This window comes from Shewanella sp. c952 (assembly GCF_019654975.1).
Classification (GTDB): Bacteria; Pseudomonadota; Gammaproteobacteria; order Enterobacterales; family Shewanellaceae; genus Shewanella.
In genome coordinates, this window is record NZ_BPEW01000018.1 from 17,517 (window position 1) to 36,827 (window position 19,311).

Below are 19,311 nucleotides of genomic sequence, written 5' to 3' on the forward strand. Positions count from 1 at the left end.
CCTTGGCACTTTAAGTTTTTATCACGATAAATCGATCTGCTTCAGGATCGATTTTCAACCTATGCTGCTAATTTTCTCTATTCGTTCCCTATCAGTTTTCGATTTATTGAATAAATAATAAAAGTTGCGTCTTTTTTTATTTTCTTACGTCTTAAGTGAATCAATAACATTTTAATCGTTTAAAACAAATGAAAAATGAAACGGCTCCCTTTGGAATGACTGCATCAGTTATCTCATCTCGGCAGGTATTTTTAGTAAGCATTCAAGTCTAAAGGTTAATAGCAGCACGATGAATATTCTCTATAAATTAAAAGGCTACCTTAAAATGTTTAGTCGTCACTATCTGATTGCTTTTGTGGCATTACAGGTCGTTGCGTTGATTAATTTGGTGCCTTCATGGCTGATAGGTCGAGTTGTTGACGGCATAAGTGAAAAGACACTCGACACGCAAATGATGGTTTTATATGTGGTTGGGATTATTGTTTCAGGCGTTGTTATGTACTGTCTACGTTTTGTATGGCAAAGCAAACTGTATGGCGCCTCAATTGCGATAACCCGTGTTATTCGTAGCGAATTATTTCAAAAGTTTCTGTTACTTTCCCCTGTATTTTATGCGAGCCGCAGCACGGGAGAACTGATGGCCCATGCAACGAATGACTTGAATGCAGTTGAAGAAACTATGGGCGTGGGGATCATGACCTTGGTAGATTCTTTTATCGCTGGCATTACAATCATCTTGGGAATGATCTTTATTGTCAGTGGTGAGCTAACAGCAGTCGCATTAATGCCTTTTCCTCTTTTAGTACTCATGACTCGCCGTTATGGTATCAAGCTGCATAAGGCCTTCGGGAAGGCGCAGTCGGCATTTTCTGACTTAACTGAAGAGACGCGTGAAACGGTATCAGGGATCCGTGCGGTTCGCTCACACGGCATTGGCCAACGTCAACAAAAGCGCTTTGTAAAAGTCCTAGATGACACGGTAGAGGCAAACATTTCTGTGGCTAAAGTAGATGCGGCTTTTGCGCCTACGATCCAATTGGTTTATGGCTTATCGTTTGTTATTTCGCTGGTTTATGGAGCATGGCTGATTGAGCAAGGCAGTATCACAGTGGGTATATTCACCACATTCACACTTTACCTAGGGCAATTGCTTGGGCCTTTTATGCAGTTTGGGTGGCAGTTTAATGTCTTCCAACGAGGCGACACCTCTTGGCGTCGTTTGGAGCGACTATTTTCTGAAAATACAGAGGTGGTCGAAGGGGATAAAACATTACCCAATGACGGCAATGCATGTATGTCTTTTGATATCCAGTCATTCACCTATAAACAGGCCAATCGTAAAGCCCTTGATAGGGTGACATTTGATTTGCCATCAGGCGGGTTAGTTGGCATTACCGGGCCAACGGGCAGCGGAAAAAGTACATTATTACATTTGGCCTTACGCCAGTTTAAGCTTGATAAGCCGTCGAGCATACTTCTGTCGGGTATACCAACCGATAGCCTGACGTTTGATTCCTTACGCAGCAAAATGGCATGGGTTCCACAAAAGCCACATCTATTTTCAGGCTCTATCGCAGAGAATATTGCGCTAGCAAAACCCTGTGCGCAACAATCTGAAATTGAACATGTCGCTGAAATGGCTGGCATTCGAGCAGAGATTGTTGCTATGCCTGAAGGTTTTAATACTCTATTACGCGAGGGCGGGACAAATTTGTCGGGTGGTCAAAAGCAGCGATTAACACTTGCGAGAGCGCTATTATCTGGTGCTGATATCTTATTACTCGATGACCCTTTTAGTGCGTTGGATATGAAAACCGAGGTGCTAGTACGGCAAAACCTTAAGATACATTACCCTCATAAAACGATACTGCTGGTGACACAGCGATTAACCAACCTTATCGAAGCGGATCACATTTTGGTACTCAATGATGGACAAGTCGCTGAGCGTGGTTCACATCATGAATTGGTAAACATCCAAGGCTGGTATTCGCAAGTGTATCAGCGTCAAAGTCAACTGGGGCAGTCCATCAATGTTGCTGTTATTAAAGGCACTGTTGTTAAAAAGAATGGCATTAAGGTGGCAGGCGATGAGTAACCGTCAAACAAGTGAAACTTCCCAGGGTAAAGATAAGTCAGAGCAGTCTCTGAAAGGCTATTCACTTTATCGTCGTTTATTGAGTTTTTCATTACCGCACAAGGCCCGCTTTGGCTTTGCTTTTTTAATGTTGGCGTTAGCTGTCAGTGCCGAAATGGCGATCCCTTGGATGGCAAAAATTATATTGGATGAGGTGATTGTTCCTCAGCAATTCGAGTGGCAACAGTTGCTTACGTTGACTAGCCTTGTGATGTTATTTTATGTGCTGGCCGCTGTGTTCGGCTATTTACAAGCGATAGCTTTTAAACACAGCGCGCTGCTGGTAGTAAAAGATGTACGAGAACAATTGTTCACACATGTATTGCAATTCCCGATCGCCGCATTCGACAAACTGTCAACCGGCAAACTGGTTTCATATATTACCAACGACACCGAATCACTTCGTAATATGTATGTCTCGACGCTACCTACGGTGATACAAGGGGCTTTGCGCATAACAGCGATATTCATTGCCATAGCTTTACTAGATTGGCGTTTGATGTTGCTCACTCTCGTACTTATCCCTGTTTTGTTGATCACGATGAATCTATATCGAAAGATCTCAACGGGCGTGTTTGACGGTATTCGTATTCAGGTTAGTCACATAAACGGGCAACTCAACGAATCACTCCAAGGTATGGCATTAATTCAGGCATTCCGTCAGGAAAAGTCGTTCCAAGCGAAGTTTGAGAAAGACAACCAGAGCTGGTTTAGCTTCCGTACCCAGTCAGTCAAGATAGATAGCCTTATGCTGCTGCCTTTGACCCGTTTGATCGCCACTTTAACAGCAGCAGGCATTGTCGCTTGGTTTGCCGGTGCTTCAGTGTCGACAGTGGTCGAGATCGGTACTTTATATGCCTTCTTGAACTACATTGAGCGTTTCTTTGACCCGTTTCGACAGCTATCAATGGAGTTGCACAAGTTGCAAGTGGCAACGGTATCCTCAAAACGTGTTTTTGAACTACTCGATGATCATGCTGACATTCATCATCAACCTATGCCGGAAGTTAAGTTCGACCAGGCGTACGACATTGAGTTCCGTAATGTCAGCATGGAATATGAAGCGGGTAAACCGGTACTTAAAGATGTCAGTTTTACAGCTAAAAGTGGCGAGTTTACTGCAATTGTTGGACACACAGGCAGCGGTAAAAGTTCGGTCATCAACTTGTTGATGCGCTTTTATCAACAGCAGCACGGTGACATCCTTATTGGTGGGCAACCAATTGATGAACTTCCTGAAGCACAGTTGCGTAAGTTGTTTGGCTTGGTGTCGCAGGACCCAACCATCTTTAGTGGCTCAATTGTCGATAACATCAATTTATCTCCTGATAGCTCAGGCACTGATGAAGAAGCGTTGACAGGTAACCGCGATAAAGCCATACAAGCGGCTGTGATGGTAAAGGCTGACCACTTCATCCATCGCTTACCCGAAGGCTTTGAACATTCCCCAAGTAACAGCGGCGGTACGCTGTCTGTCGGTGAGCGACAGTTACTCGCATTGGCGAGGGCGATATCCCACGATCCGAAAATATACCTGCTGGATGAAGCTACAGCCAATATCGACAGCGAATCGGAAGAGACAGTTAAACAGGCATTAGAAAATATACAAGGTGACAGAAGCGTTATTACTGTAGCTCACCGTTTATCGACAATTCAAAGCGCCGATAAAATCTTGGTTCTGAATAGTGGCAAGCTGGTACAAAGTGGTACGCATCAAGCGCTAATAGCACAAGATGGCGATTACCGAGATTTATACCTTGCGCAGCAAGCGCAAGAAGAAAATGAACATAAAAACAGCTCATTAGGCTTGACCGCTGTGAGCGTTACGTAACTCATAAATGAGTAAGAGCCATACATTATGAATAAAAACACGATTATTAACGACAGCAAACAATTTGTCTCTCAACACGTTATTGACGATATCCTTGAGTGGGAAATCATGCATGGGGTGGCATTTCGTCAGGCCGATAATACTGCCAGACATGTGCCATTTAGCATCGCGCCGATGACGATGGAGCGTTCGGTATACCAACATCTACAATCAGTGACACCACTAATAGCGAAGTTGGTCAGTAACGTGTCTGAAGACCATGACTTCTTGCAAGAATCGCTGAGTGACATGGCAAAAGCGGATCCGTTTTTTGGCCGCTTGATGGAGTTACATCAACTGGCACACGGTGATGCGACTCAGCGTCATCAACCTGCTCGTCAGCCATTACTGTTGATGCGAACTGATTTTATGGATGATCGACAGTACGGAGCCAAAGTTATTGAGTTTAATGGTATTGCTGCTGGCATGGGGCCGTTTGGTCAGCGCGCTACTGAACTGCATCGCTATGTACAAAACCAATGGCACAATGTTTACCAGCATTGGCTAGAAGATGCTACGGCAATATCTGCTGACAATCAGGGCATGGAACAACTGGCCCTTGGCATTGCGACAGCGGCTAGAAAAGTGAGGGCGCACTTTGTCGACCTAGGAGAACAAACAGGTGAGCAAAAGCCGACTTTTTTAATGGTAGTGCAAAAAGGTGAAGACAATGTTTACGATCAACACCTATTAGAAGTGGCATTGCAGCAGCTAGGGGTTCGGACGGTAAGACGTACTTTTGAGCAGTTGAGTACACTGCTTTCAAGCGGTGATAATCAGCGCTTAATCCTTGAAGAATTTGGAGAAATTGATACGGTTTACTTACGTGCTGGGTATCAATATTCAGATTACTGGGCGCCAGAATTAAACGAAGAAATTTGTTGTCAAACATTAAGCCAAACGCGTTTATTTATTGAGAAACATTTTGTCGCAATGAATGCAACTATCAGCCAGCAGCTAGCAACCAGCAAATCCATGCAGATGCTATTGACTATGATGCCCACACAAGAGTATGCCCGTTGGGGGATCACCCTAGAAGAAGCTCAATTAATCAAGAGTGTTTTGGCAGAAATGAAGCCTATTTCGTTAGAAACAATAAAATGGTTTAATTCCGATGCTGATAAGCAAGAGTGGGTACTCAAGAATCAAGGGGAAGGTGGTGGCCATTGTGTCTTTGGCGACAATATCAGTGACACTCTTGCAAAACTGAAACCTGAAGAGTACGACGCATGGGCACTGATGCAGCGTTTGTATCCTCATGAGCGAGATACGCCGACTATTGCTGTGCGGGATGGCAAGCAGACGCTGGTGGACGATCTTGTCAGCGAAGTCGGCTTGTTTACTGCTCATTATCAAGGGGAGCCAGTCACTAATTTTGACGGTTATGCTGGCTACTTGATACGCAGTAAACCCGCCAGTGAAAACGAGGGAGGTATTCATAGTGGTCAAGGCATATTGGATTCACTGGTGCTTATTGATGGATAATTGTTTATGACGATATGATTTTAATCCTGAAGGTATACTCTGCGAGATCTTGCATTCATTTATTCCCAATGTGTATAAAATTGACTTGGCGTAACCTAAGGTTGCGTCATTTGATAATACTGGGGCGGGAATATCGACAGTTATTGGCTACTACACTGATAAGGTTGCTGCCGACTCGGCTCTTTAACCATCAAGCTTTCACAGGGATATATGCTCGATGCTTGTCGAGCGGAGCATTCTTATCTAACTTGTTTTGTCCATTAGTGTGCTAGCGCTCAGCGAATGAGCACATTGATGATCTCTCATCGAATGCTACAGCTAACTTATTGCGATAATTTTTACATTCAGCGCATTTACTTCTATGTTAACAATGTCGTGATGCCAATTATTGAATAAGGAAATTGTATGCTGGAGCAGATCACCGCAATGCTTGCTTTGTTGGGGGTTCTATCGCTGTTTTGTCAATGGCTTGGCTGGCGACTCAGGCTTCCCGCCATTTTACCTTTATTACTCTGTGGATTGCTGCTTGGCCCTGCTCTGGATTTTTTAGACCCAGATGCTATTTTTGGCGATCTGCTGTTTCCGATTATCTCGTTAGGTGTGGCGGTGATTCTGTTTGAAGGCGCGCTGACGTTAAACTTCAAAGAGATCAGTGAACACGGCGGCATGGTAACGCGTTTAGTCACTTTAGGCACGGCTATCACATGGGCGTGCATCAGTGTGGCGACGCATTATCTGCTGGGGTTTGATTGGCTGATGGCTATCCTGTTTGGCGCGTTAGTGGTGGTGACTGGGCCAACGGTTATCGTACCTATGCTGCGCAGTGTTCGGCCTAAAACAGAGCTTGCGAGTATTTTGCGCTGGGAAGGTATTGTTATTGATCCCATCGGTGCCATCCTTGCGGTGTTGGTGTTTGAATACATAGTTGTCGCTGCCGATCCAACAACTCACGTACTGCATGCATTAGCGACCATGCTCATTGTTGGTTTAGGTTTCGGTGCATTAAGCGGCTATCTGGTCGGGCTTATTTTACGAAAAAACCTGTTACCCCATTATTTACGCAATACTGCGGTACTGACCTTAATGCTCGCGGTGTTTGTCGGTTCTAACATGTTGCAGGAAGAAGCTGGCCTGTTGTCTGTGACGGTGATGGGAATTTGGCTGGCGAATATGAAAGGGGTTGAGATCAGCGATATTCTTGAATTTAAAGAAACGCTAACAGTACTTTTAATCTCAGCGCTGTTTATCCTGCTAGCGGCTAGGCTTAATGCAGACGCGCTATTAAGTCTAGGTTGGCAGGGCTTGGCGCTGTTAGCTGTGGTGATGCTGGTAGCAAGGCCGCTGAGCATTTGGTGTTGCGGTATAGGTACCTCTCTGTCGAGTGGCGATAAATGGTTTTTAAGTTGGGTTGCTCCCCGCGGTATTGTTGCGGCAGCTATCTCTTCGTTGTTCGCGATTAAACTTGAAAACGCGGGTGTTGCGGGCGCTGAGCTTATAGTGCCTTTGGTGTTTTTAATTATTATTGGCACTGTGGTGATCCAGAGCTTAACGGCCGGGCGTTGGGCTAAAATGTTAGGAGTGACCGCAGGCTCTTCTCAAGGCTTACTCATTTTTGGTGCATCGCAGTTTTCACGAGCGCTGGCAAAAACCTTAGTCTCAAAAGGGGTGACAGTGCTGCTTGCTGACAATAACTGGGACAATATCCGTTTGGCAAGAATGGATAATATTCCTGTCTATTTTGGTAACCCAGCCTCGGAGCATGCTGAGAATCATATGGATATGAGCGGGATAGGGCGAGTGTTAATCATGTCGCCTTATAGGCAGTTTAATCCATTAGTGAGTTTTTACTTTCAAGACGTATTTGGTGGCGAGAAGGTTTATGGGCTTAATAATGGTGATAGCAGTAATGGCAGTGCTAGGCATCAGTTATCGGAGTCATACCTAAAGCGTTTATGCCTATTTGGTGATGCGGTGTCATACTCAAAGTTAGCCAGTTTGATGGCTAAAGGCGCCACAATAAAAAGTACTAACCTCACTGAGAACTTTGATTATTCAATGTTCATGCAGCAGTACGGTCAAACCGCTATTCCTTTAATTTATTTGCAAGAGGGTAAAGTTAAAGTCATTAGTGCGGCAGATACAGCATTGAGTCATGGTGTAGAGTTGATAAGTTTAATACCAGCTGATACCACCGTTATTGAATTGAGTGCCAAAGAGGCTTAATGCCATTGTTATAGTACTAATCAGAACCATTAAAAAAGCCAGTCGAGATTAACGACTGGCTTTTTGGTGTGAGCTTAGTTTTACAGGTTTTTGCTATGCAGCTTGTTCCTGCTTAGCAAACTCAAGCACGCGGGCTTTTAACTCTTCAGGGTCAAAGTCATCAACATTGATAGACTTCATACGACCGATTTCAGCACGCTCTAATAGCGCCACTTCATCTTCGCTCAAAACACCTAAAGCTTTACCTTCAGCAGCTATCTTATCTAACCACATAAACGGTAGACGCTTACCTGCAGCTTTACAGACTTTGTCGTAGATAGGCTCTGACGCCAAGATATCCTTAAAGGTTTGCTCTTGAATACCCACTGGGTTGTGCTCGCTTGGTGTCCAGAACTGGCCTTTACCCATACGCTCTCGGCTGGCACAAGGAGTTTGCATTATCTTAGCAACCTTATGGTCTAGTACGTCTGTAGGACGTTTTAATGGACGACCAAATGGGAAGATAATGGCACGCAGTGGTAGACCAAGCCCCATAGGGAAGTTGTCTAGTAGATCATCGAGTGATGTTTGTAGCTTGTGCAGTGAATCTTCAACGGCCCACTGTACTAAAGGTAGATCTTCAGATTGACGACCTTCATCTTCATAGCGCTTCAATGTGGCAGAGGCAAGGTACAACTGACTGAGCAAGTCACCTAAACGAGCTGAGATGCGCTCTTTACGTTTAAGGTTGCCACCGAGTGTCGCCATTGCAAGATCTGATAGTAATGCCAAGTTTGCGCTGAAGCGGTTCATTTGCTGGTAGTAACGCTTCGTTTTATCTGAATAAGGCGCGTTAGAGAAGCGGCTTGAGGTAAGACCTAACCAGAAGCTGCGGACTAAATTACTGGTGGTAAACCCGATATGGCCAAAGATAGCGGCGTCAAAATCACGCAGACCTTTGCTTGCGTCAGTATCAAACGCTGATTCCATTTCTGCCAGTACATACGGATGACAGCGAATTGCGCCTTGACCATAAATAATCATAGAACGGGTAAGAATGTTTGCACCTTCAACCGTAATGGCAATAGGCGCTGCTTGGTAGCCACGACCGAGGTAGTTTCCAGGGCCTAAACAGACACCTTTACCACCGTGAATGTCCATTGCATCAATAACACAACCTTGCATTCTGTCGGTAAGGTGGTATTTAACAATCGCTGAGATAACAGAAGGTTTCTCGCCTAAGTCGATACCGGTGGTTGTTAACGTTGTCACTGCATCCATCAGGTAAGCATTACCACCGATGCGCGCCATAGGTTCTTCAATCCCTTCAAGTTTGCCGATAGGCAGTTTGAATTGACGACGAATGCGAGCGTATGCACCTGTGGCTAATGCTGCAGTTTTTATTCCACCCGCAGAGTTAGAAGGCAGGGTAATACCACGGCCAACAGATAGACATTCAACCAACATTCTCCAACCTTGGCCTGCCATCTCTGGGCCACCAATGATAAAGCTAAGTGGTACGAAGACTTCATTACCGCGGGTTGGACCATTTTGGAACATGCAGTTTAGTGGGAAATGTCTGCGGCCTGTTTCAACCCCTTCAATATCAGTAGGGATCAGTGCACAGGTGATGCCTAGCTCTTCTTGCTTACCCAGTAACTGATCTGGATCGCGAAGTTTAAAGGCAAGACCGAGTACGGTCGCGACTGGCGCAAGAGTAATATAGCGTTTGTTCCAAGTCAGTTTCATACCTAGCACTTCTTCACCTTCCCACTGGCCTTTACAAACGATGCCGAAATCTGGGATTGCGCCTGCATCACTACCAGCTTCTGGGCTAGTCAGTGCAAAACAGGGAACTTCTAAGCCTTTTGCAAGACGCGGTAGGTAGTGATCTTGCTGAGCAGTAGTACCGTAATGCTGCAGTAATTCGCCGGGACCGAGCGAATTAGGTACACCTACGGTAGAGGCAAGTTCACTGCTTAAACCTGCAAGCTTTTGTAAGACTCGCGATTGAGCGTAAGCTGAATACTCTAAACCGCCATATTTCTTTTTGATAATCATGGCAAAGAAACCATGATCTTTTAAATACTGCCAGATCTCTTCAGGTAGATCGGCTATCTCATGGGATACTTGATGCTGATTAAGCATCTTACAGACCTCTTCAACTGGGCCGTCTAAAAAGGCTTGCTCTTCAGCACTTAGCGTGGCTTTTGGGTAGTTGTGAAGTTTGCTCCAATCAGGTTTCCCTGCAAATAAGTCGGCTTCCCACCAGGTGGTACCTGCTTCAATCGCTTCTTTTTCTGTGGTCGACATTTCTGGCATAATCCCGCGGTACATTTTTAGTAGCGGACGGGTAATGACATTTTGTCTGAAAGAGCTGAGGTTAAGCGGTAGGGCGATAACAAGAAACGCAACCCATAATAGCGGGCTGATAACTGCAGTACCTGTGCCGATAGCCATCACGATGGCAGCACCTAAGGTCGCAGTGAGTAGGGAGACTCTTAAATAGGCAAAAGCGCCTATGGTAAAAATCATCGCCAAGATCCAAAGTAGGGTAGTCACTGTAATTCTCCTTTTAGTTGTGACTTATCACTTTCAGCGAGTCACTTATTTGCGGGTCTACTTCACAATTATAGCGTGTGGTCAGACCTGTGTCTCATAAAATCTAAACCCAAGTCAGTTTTAATACAAGCCTTTTTCAAACAAATGTTTAAATTATTTGTGTTAAGGGAGCATTCCACTATGCGCAGCAACTGGTTAGAATGGGTTAATAGAGTTGTAGCTTATACCAATCAGTATAAGACGTTGATCTACTCAGAGTGTTTTTGGCGAACTAATTCAAGGCGGGTAAATGACACAATGGTTATTCCCTTATGAGTTTATTCAACGCAGAAGTAGGAAGCCAAAAACACTCCTAACAGGCGAGTTTTAGAGGCTTTGATGCTGTGTTAATGAACTTGAATGTAGAATAACTATGTTCTTCATTCATTGCCTTACCTCAAAGTCGCTAAACTCTTGCTGAGCGATCAAATCTTTATACTGATTGGTATTATTGAACGGGATTAAGATTAATGTGTGAGTTACTGGCCATGAGTGCCAATGTACCGACTGATATTGTGTTTAGTTTTACAGGCCTTGCTGAAAGAGGCGGGGTAACCGGACCACATATTGATGGTTGGGGAATTACCTTTTATGAAGGTAAAGGCAATCGAACATTTAAAGATGCACGCCCAAGCAGCGAATCCCATGTTGCAAAGTTAATCAAATCTTATCCGATTAAAAGTGAAGTGGTGGTGAGCCATATAAGACAAGCTAACCGCGGTGGTGTGTCTTTGGAAAATACTCACCCCTTTACTCGTGAGCTTTGGGGACAGTATTGGACTTATGCTCATAATGGTCAGTTAAGCGATTATCAAGATAAGTTTATCTCTACACGTTTTAACGCTGTAGGCGATACCGACAGTGAAATGGCATTTTGCTGGATTATGGATAAAGTGGTTGAGCAGTTTGGTGATAAAGCACCTGATGATATGCAGCAAGTGTATCGCTTTATTGCAACCTTAGCGGACGAGATCAGAGCCCTTGGCGTGTTTAATATGATCTTAAGTGACGGTGAACACTTAATGAGTTATTGCAGTAATAACTTGTGTTATATCACTCGATGCGCGCCTTTTGGCAAAGCTAAACTGATTGATACCGATGTGGTGATTGATTTTGATAAAGAAACAACCCCTAACGATGTGGTGACCGTTATTGCTACTCGTCCACTGACAAAAGATGAGCAGTGGAATGTACTTACTGCTGGAGAGTGGAAGCTGTTTAAAAAAGGCGAGTTACTGATAGGCTGAATTTGAATGTGAACCGTCATCAATCATTGGCATAAGTAATCGGTATATAAAAGGCAGTTATTAGGGGCTGTTGATCTTTCGAGCTTAGTTTTTGTTCGAATTCAATTGTTTTAGTACAAGGCTTGAGCGATGATGCTTAGCTGGCTAAGCGAAAAGCTCGTAACGCAGTAATAAAAGAATTGAAACGAACCCAAAGGGCAGCGTTTCTTGGCTATTTTTACTGTGTTGTAGACTATTTGTGGAGAATAACTAAACGGCATAGCCTCCGCCTTGTCAAAATAGCCAATAAACTGCGGCAAAAACAACCGTGAAAGATCAACAGCCCCTAGTTAATAGCTGCCTTTTTATTGTTGCAGTTTTACGATTTTAAATCGTGATCAAAACATAACTTAATGAATATTCGCAATCACTGCACTGGCGCCATCTATTACCATTTGCACACCGATAACCGCCAAAATAAGCCCCATTAAGCGTGTCACAATACTTAAACCGCTTTCGCCAATGGCGGATATAATCTTTGATGAAAACACAAAGCAGATAAAAGTAATCAGGCAGAGCACTGCAAAGGAGGCCACTGTTAAGGTTATTTCTTGCCAACCACCAGCTGCCGAGTAGTTCATTGCGGTGGCGATGGTGCCTGGCCCTGCAAGTAAAGGCACGGCCAGCGGTGAAATAGCGATATTGTTATCTGTACTTGCCGCTGCAGTATGCAGCTTAGAGCTTTGTCCGTGGAGCATATGGTAACCGACAAGGAACACCAAAATACCACCCGCTATGCGCAACGCTGGCAGCGATATGCCAAACAGGTGGAAAATGGTTTTACCCAAAAATGCAAATAACACGATGATGACGAAGGTAATCATCAGTGATTTAAAGGCAATCTTTCTCTGCTCTGTATTACTCATTCCGGCAGTTAGACCTGCAAAAACGGTTGTGTTAGCAATAGGATTCATGATTGCAAAAAATGCCATAAATACGGTTAGTAAGTGTTCAATAAACTGGTTCATTAGTGTTTTTTCCTGTAAAAATAGATACTAACAGTCATTTTTGGCAGAATACGTTATTATTTTAGATTTTGCTATCAGTGGTTTACTGTTTTTATTGAGCACGATTAGGTTGCTCCGTTAATCTTGGTCGAGGAACTGCAGCGCAATGGCATTAAACTCATCGGTTATTGTTAAGAAACAATCAACCATGCTGGGGTCAAAATGGTTGGCACGCCCCTCAGCAATAATAGCGACTGCTTTTTCATGGCTAAATGCGGGTTTATAAACACGGCTGCTAATTAGCGCGTCGTACACATCTGCAATGGCCATTAACCTTGCCGACAATGGAATATCTTCAGCAACTAGCCCTTCAGGGTAACCCGTACCGTCCCACTTCTCATGGTGGGAATAAGCGATCTCTTTGGCGAAGGTTAAAAAGTTGTCAGCCACTTCAATCGACTTTTCAGCAGCGACAATGGCATCACGTCCATATGCGGCGTGCTTCTTCATTATCTCAAATTCTTCCTCTGTGAGTTTGCCTGGCTTTAGCAATATATTGTCCGCAATACCGACTTTACCGATATCATGTAACGGTGCAGACTTGTACATGGCAGTTATGACTTCAGGTGTTAGTTGCTGTTTATATAGCGGCATTTTTGATAAGGCTTGTGCTAATACTCTAACGTAATGCTGGGTGCGACGAATGTGGTTACCTGTTTCTGGATCTCTTGATTCTGCCAATGCCCCCATTGCAACCATTGCCACATCCTGTAGCTCAGCGAGCTGATTGGTTCGCTCAATAACCCGCTCTTCAAGAATCTCATTTTGTCTTTCCATGAGATCTCGAGATGCTTTTAGCAGTAGGTGATTCTTGACACGCTCTTTAAGGATCGCAGGGCTGATAGGCTTAGTAATATAGTCAACCGCGCCAAGTGCTAATCCTTTGGTTTCATCGTCCTCTTGTACTTTTGCTGTTAGAAAGATGATCGGGATATCTTTGGTTGAGTCCTGCGACTTTAACTGCTGGCATACCTGATAGCCGTCCATTTCAGGCATCATTACATCGAGCAAAATAAGATCTGGCTGCCGTTTTTCAATGATCTTCAATGCCATTTTGCCACTTAGAGCAGCTTGAATAAGATAATCCTGAGACAATATTCCTTTGACGACTTCAATGTTGGTAGCGGTATCATCTACTGCAAGAATTGTTGCCTTCTTTACATCGACCATTGTTATATTCCTTTATTATTGGTTTAGGTGACGGCATCATTTTTTATCAATCGTACTCAAAAGCTGTTTGAGCTGTGACTCTGCAGTTTCAAAATCGTATTGACTCAAGGTTGCGAGTAGCCCTTGCACAGCTTGTTGCACATCCGATGGTAGTTGGCATTCGAGCAAGGATTCGATGCCATCAACCGCAGCAGAGTCAAAATCCTCTATTTGCGACTCAATGACTTTAAGTTGGCTTACGATCTCATCAACTGCAAGATGGTTAATTTGCTGCACAGGATCTGCTTGTTCAAGCAATGACAGTAGGTCATGGCTGAAAGGTCCGATGAGCGTTTCAGCTTCGTCGAAATCATATTGTGATAGTGCTTTATACAGTGATTGACCGATAAGTGAGTCATTAGCGGCTTGTAGCTGTTCAAATAGGGTATCTAAGCCATCGACTGCGGTGCTATCAAGTTGCTCTATTTGTTGATTAAGGTTTTCAAGCTGTTTTTTCAATTCAGCTTTAGATATCCCACTCCCGAGTGTTGTCGTGTTTGCCTTAGTTAATGCCTGTTCAATGGTGTTGACCATTTTATTTAGTTGTATTTGGCACTCGTTTAAAAGTCGTTGCAGCTGTGTATCAACAGCACAATAGTTGTCCTGTTTTTGCTGGTTTAGGTTGGATTCAATTTGTTCCGCGACTGGTACCACAAACATTGCGCCAATATTGCCTGCTACTCCTTTTAATGTATGAATGGCAATTATTGCACTGGTTATATCGTTATTGGCAATAGCTTGGCTTACGGTGGCAACAGCATCCCCTTGGGATTGCACCACTTTTGCTAACATTTTCTGGTATGCCTTTTGATTGCCAGACATGCGTGCTAGTGCACTGTCGACATCAAAATCAGGTAGTTCAAGCTGCACTATTTTGTCATGTGCATCGTTGCTATTAACGGTTTGAGGCAACTCTTTTCCTGTCGGTTCGATCCACTTGGCCAGTGTTTTGTATACCTCTTGCGGGTTGATAGGTTTTGGAATATGGTCATTCATCCCTGCTTCAAGGCATTTCTCTCGATCGCCACTCATCGCATTGGCCGTCATGGCGATTATAGGAATAAGCTGTCTGTCAGGATTGCGCCTAATATTTCGGGTGGCTTGGTATCCATCCATAATTGGCATTTGAATATCCATTAAAATGGCGTCGTAGTGATTGGCAAGTGCCATATCGACAGCGACTTCACCATTGCAAGCGGTTGAAACCTCGATGCCTGCCATATAGAGCAGTTCGGTAGCGATCTCTTGGTTAATATCATTATCCTCAACTAATAAGACATGGGCGCCAACGATATCTTTTGCTGCAGAGATATTCAGCTTCCCATGCTGGTTAGCTGCGGGTTGGGGCGAGGTCTTACCCATTACGGCCATCACTGTGTCGAATAGGGTCGAGGCACTGACGGGTTTGGTTATTGCACTATCAAGTTGCACTTTGTCCGCCTTCTTTAGCATTTCATCACGATCGTAGGCGGTGACGATGACTAACTTAGGTTGGTTGACTAATGTGTCGTCATCTTGGATTTTTTTGCACAGCTCTAGCCCATCCATCTGAGGCATTTTCCAGTCCGCGAGTACCAGTTGGTAAGGTTCACCTTGGCTATCTGCAAGCTTAACTTTCTCTATTGCTTCTGCGCCTGTCGCGGCTAAGTCTGCTCGGAAACCTAGACTCTCTGATAGGGTGTATAAGATCTCTCGAGCGGCAACGCTATCATCGACAATGAGCATCGGAAGATCTAATAAGCTCTCTGACGAGACTTCAGTCTGGGTGGTATCTATGTCTGCAATGGCAAACTTAGCCGTGAACAAGAAGGTACTGCCTTCACCATAGGTACTTTCAACCCAAATTTCACCAGACATTAACTCGGTCAATGTCTTACAGATTGTTAGTCCTAATCCAGTTCCACCATATTTTCGAGTGGTCGATGCATCTGCTTGGCTAAAAGATTTAAACAGACGACTTTGCTGCTCAGGTGTCATACCTATGCCGGTGTCTTTTACCGAGAATTCGATTGTTACATGCTGTTCGTCTTGCATTGCTGCACGGGCTTTAACGATGATCTCGCCTTCTTCGGTGAACTTCATTGAGTTGTTGGCAAGGTTTATCAACACTTGTCCCAGCCTTAAAGGGTCTCCAATGAGGTCTACTGGTAGATTGGGTTCAATATCGATAAGCAACTCTAACCCTTTTTGTTGGCTCTTATGGGAGATAATTTGCACAAGATTGTCAAAACTATCATTAAGGTTAAAATGTGTTGTTTCGAGCTCCAATTTTCCTGCTTCAATTTTAGAAAAATCGAGAATATCGTTAATAATGCCCAGTAATGATTCGGCTGAATTTTGGATTTTGGTTACGTAATCAGATTGTTTTCGGTTTAATTCTGTCTGCTGAGTTAAATAACTCATCCCAATAATAGCGTTCATTGGTGTACGGATCTCGTGACTCATATTGGCTAGAAAGTCACTTTTAGCACGGGTCGCTTCATCGGCCGTTTTGACGGCTATTTCAAGCTGTCTGGCATTTTCCTTCTCAGTGGTAATATCAATAAAATTACCGACTAAGCCAGCGGGGATGTCGTTACTGTCTTTAAACCCCGTTACCCAATATAGCGTGTCGTGCACCTTGTTATCGGCAAAGGGGATCCGCATCTCCTTTTTGATGGTGGTTTGATTCGATATGACTTCATCGTCTTCTGCTTGGTAAAGTTTGCGATCCGCTTCGCTCAAATAGGTGAGGTCATTGACTGTTAAGCCAACCAAGTCTTTAGACTCAACTTGAAATATCTCTTCGTAGGCTTTGTTAAACCCTAAAAACTTGCCATCAGCATCTTTATAGAAAAGTGGAATAGGGACGGTATCTATCAGTAATTGTTGGAATTTCATCTGCTCAGCTAATGATAGTGTCGCCCCTTCAGCTTTTTGCATGGCAGCTTTTAGCGCTTCGGTTCGCTCTTTAACAAGCACTTCTAGCTCTTTACGTGAACGGGTTAAGGCGCGAGTTGCACGGGTACCCACCCGTAAGGTAAATAAGGTACTGCCCAATAGTAGGGCTAATGAAATAAACACAATCGACCAAGCGGTGTATTTAAAGATGCGAATAAGGGCAAAGGACTCATCGACATCAACCTCGGCGGCAAGACCCATGTCGAGGTTTTCATCCCATAGCCAGCTGCCGACTACTTGTACACCTCGGTAGTCATTGTAACCCTCCAAATTAAAACCTGATTGCTTATTAGATATTCCCGCTGACATTAAGGTTAACGGCCAATTTGCATCGGGGGTCACAGGGTTTTTAGCATTAAGTAAATTGGTTCCGGGATCGGCAATGCGCACATTTAGTGAAGCGTCTTGATCTTGTGTGATAAGCCCGATATCGCGCAGTTGGGTTTCAAAGCGCACGTTAGATAATAGTAGGCCTGTTTTATCAATGGCATAGGTTTCACCACTGTGGCCTATAAAACCTGCCGATAGAATAGAAGAGAACTCGCCATTAAAATTCACTCGTTTGGTTATAATGGCAATAACTTGATTGTTGCTATTCACCACTGGCGCGGCAAAAAACATTGTCGGCGGCTTATCAGCAATACTGCTACTGGACTTTTGCTCAAAGAAAACGTCTGATCTGATAGGCGGGACGAACACACTTTCGCCTTGGAGCACTTTTTCTAGTAGCGCTGGGCGTTGCAGCTGAATGATATTGATAGCGCCAATATTGGCATCACGGCGTGAAGACAGACTGATTTTATCAGGGGCGATGATGAAGAAGCCAAAGGATCCAGGCTCGCCTTCACGATCACTAAAGAACTTACGTACTTTGGCTTGAAGCGTTGCTTCAAGCAGTGATTCTTTATCTCTTGGTAGCACCAGTAGTTGTTCAACTAAATCGACCAGTTCGTGGTTTCTACCCACTTGTTGCAAACTGCTGAGCTCGTAATCGACCCAAAAAAACAGTCGTTGATGCGTTGAAGCAAGTAAGGTTTGTAAGTTGTATTCGACTTCGCTAAGTGTTTTTTGCTCTGCAAATCGGGTGACCATGGCTATAACACCAATAAGCACGATGGATAAAACCGTAAGCCCGATATAGATCGCACGTTTAAAGCTTTTGGAGCTAAAACGTGTGGCTAACTCTTTGTCATTAGCTTTTAAAATTCGTGAACTGATAATAGTGGCAAATACGAACAGAGCGACTACGATAAGCATGATCGTAAATAAAGAATCTAGGTACTCAGGTTGCTTCTCTCGGGTAGGTTCCACGTCCGAGGTTAACCAATCGTTCTTGGTTAACATTAGATCTCTTAGTTTGAGTGAATCAAGTCCTTTTTGTAAAATAGAATGCAGAATAGGGTAGCGATTAGTGCTAAAAAGGTGCACCGAAGTCGGTGGAAATACATCCTCATCTATTGCTCTAATCTGCTCGGTATTACCCTGTTGACGCATAGCGTGTTGAATGGCTAACTCTGAGTCGAGTAATGCATCCACTTCTCCTGATAAAACCATCTTAATAGAATCATTAATATCCGCAGTCTCTACGATAGTGATATTAGGGTATAGCTGGATGAGCTTTTTACGACTGGTATAGCCTTGCGGCATTGCAATCGTGGCGTTGGCTAGATCGCCATTAGTGAGTAAATAAGTATTTTTGTTTTTTACATGAAAGAGTTCGCGGACTAAGAAGAAAGGTTTGCTGTAACGACCAAATGCTTTTCTGTCCTCCTCATAATAAGCATCAGGCAGTAGATCTATCTCGCCACGTTTAAAGGCGTCTACATTGCTATTCCATTCGCCTTGTTTAATCTCAAACTGTAACCCGGTATTTTTAACTATCTTGTTGATGATAGCGCCAGCCAAACCACCAATGTTGCCGTCCTCTTGCATGAATAACATTGGTGGCCAATTGTCGATACCAATAACCACTTTATGTTCAGCTATCCACTTCTTCTCTTCAGGGGTTAATATGACTTTTTGATCGGTACTGTCTGTTGAGGTGGTTACCCTAGCGCTAAGTGTTTCGGTAAAAGAGATAATGTCTTCGAGATAGTCGTGTTTTAGCTTGTGATATTCATCACCGTTGATAATTGCCATCGCTTGCTTGCGATCGCCTTGCTTAATAGCATTTATCATCTGATTTTCTAAAGTCACGAGCTTAACATTAGTGCTTTCCAATGCTTTAACTAGTTCGTTGTCTGCTGCATTTTGTCTTGATAGAAGTCGCTCAATTAACTTTTCAAGTTTAGGTTCATATTCATCATAGCGATTTAGCCATTTCTCATCACCAGAAAACCCATAGCTGAGTACGGAGGAGGTTAGAATTTCATCATAGTATTTCAGCTCTGTAGCGATATTTTTAATATCAGCCGCCGACAACTGAGCTTGGTATGCTTTTGGCTGGTCTGCTGCATAAGAGTATGAAAATGTAAGACCAATGACGAGTACTATGAATAAAACAACCCATTGCATCCTGTTGACCGGCTTTCTATTTTGTAGAATGACAGTGTGCATGTTTTACGTCCTAGTAACATA

9 protein-coding genes are annotated in these 19,311 nt (G+C 43.8%); 5 read left to right on the forward strand and 4 right to left on the reverse strand.

The annotated features are described in order from the left end of the window. The first annotated feature begins 325 nt into the window (after positions 1-325). The 4 genes from K5R16_RS12940 (at position 326) to K5R16_RS12955 (ending at position 7,712) form a co-directional block, all read left to right on the forward strand. Positions 326-2,095, forward strand: a complete 1,770-nt coding sequence (locus tag K5R16_RS12940; RefSeq protein WP_220737981.1) for an ABC transporter ATP-binding protein — start codon at positions 326-328, stop codon at positions 2,093-2,095. Then, positions 2,088-3,965: an ABC transporter ATP-binding protein gene (locus K5R16_RS12945; RefSeq protein WP_220737982.1), complete on the forward strand. Its 1,878-nt coding sequence runs from the start codon at positions 2,088-2,090 to the stop codon at positions 3,963-3,965. Before K5R16_RS12940 ends, K5R16_RS12945 begins: the two co-directional genes overlap by 8 nt. A gap of 27 nt (positions 3,966-3,992) precedes the next feature. Beyond that, the gene (locus tag K5R16_RS12950) at positions 3,993-5,489 is read left to right on the forward strand and encodes a glutathione synthase (protein WP_220737983.1); all 1,497 of its coding nucleotides are present in this window, start codon (positions 3,993-3,995) and stop codon (positions 5,487-5,489) included. 405 nt (positions 5,490-5,894) lie between these two features. Next, a complete protein-coding gene (locus tag K5R16_RS12955) occupies positions 5,895-7,712 on the forward strand; it encodes a sodium:proton antiporter (RefSeq protein WP_220737984.1) in 1,818 nt (605 codons plus the stop codon). Positions 7,713-7,805: 93 nt separating this feature from the next. Here the strand turns inward: K5R16_RS12955 and fadE are convergent, their stop codons facing one another. After that, positions 7,806-10,253 (reverse strand): acyl-CoA dehydrogenase FadE, encoded by a 2,448-nt coding sequence (gene fadE / locus K5R16_RS12960; protein ID WP_220737985.1) that lies wholly within the window; start codon positions 10,251-10,253, stop codon positions 7,806-7,808. Between the two features lie 509 nt (positions 10,254-10,762). Between fadE and K5R16_RS12965 the strand changes: the two genes are divergently transcribed. Further along, positions 10,763-11,539: a class II glutamine amidotransferase gene (locus K5R16_RS12965; protein WP_220737986.1), complete on the forward strand. Its 777-nt coding sequence runs from the start codon at positions 10,763-10,765 to the stop codon at positions 11,537-11,539. A 389-nt stretch (positions 11,540-11,928) separates the two neighbouring features. Here K5R16_RS12965 and K5R16_RS12970 read toward each other — a convergent pair whose 3' ends face one another. The 3 genes from K5R16_RS12970 to K5R16_RS12980 form a co-directional block, all read right to left on the reverse strand. Then, positions 11,929-12,546, reverse strand: a complete 618-nt coding sequence (locus tag K5R16_RS12970) for a MarC family protein (protein ID WP_220737987.1) — start codon at positions 12,544-12,546, stop codon at positions 11,929-11,931. 117 nt (positions 12,547-12,663) lie between these two features. Then, positions 12,664-13,755: a two-component system response regulator gene (locus tag K5R16_RS12975; RefSeq protein WP_220737988.1), complete on the reverse strand. Its 1,092-nt coding sequence runs from the start codon at positions 13,753-13,755 to the stop codon at positions 12,664-12,666. Between the two features lie 36 nt (positions 13,756-13,791). Further along, the gene (locus tag K5R16_RS12980) at positions 13,792-19,290 is read right to left on the reverse strand and encodes a response regulator (RefSeq protein WP_220737989.1); all 5,499 of its coding nucleotides are present in this window, start codon (positions 19,288-19,290) and stop codon (positions 13,792-13,794) included. Between the last annotated feature and the right edge of the window lie 21 nt (positions 19,291-19,311).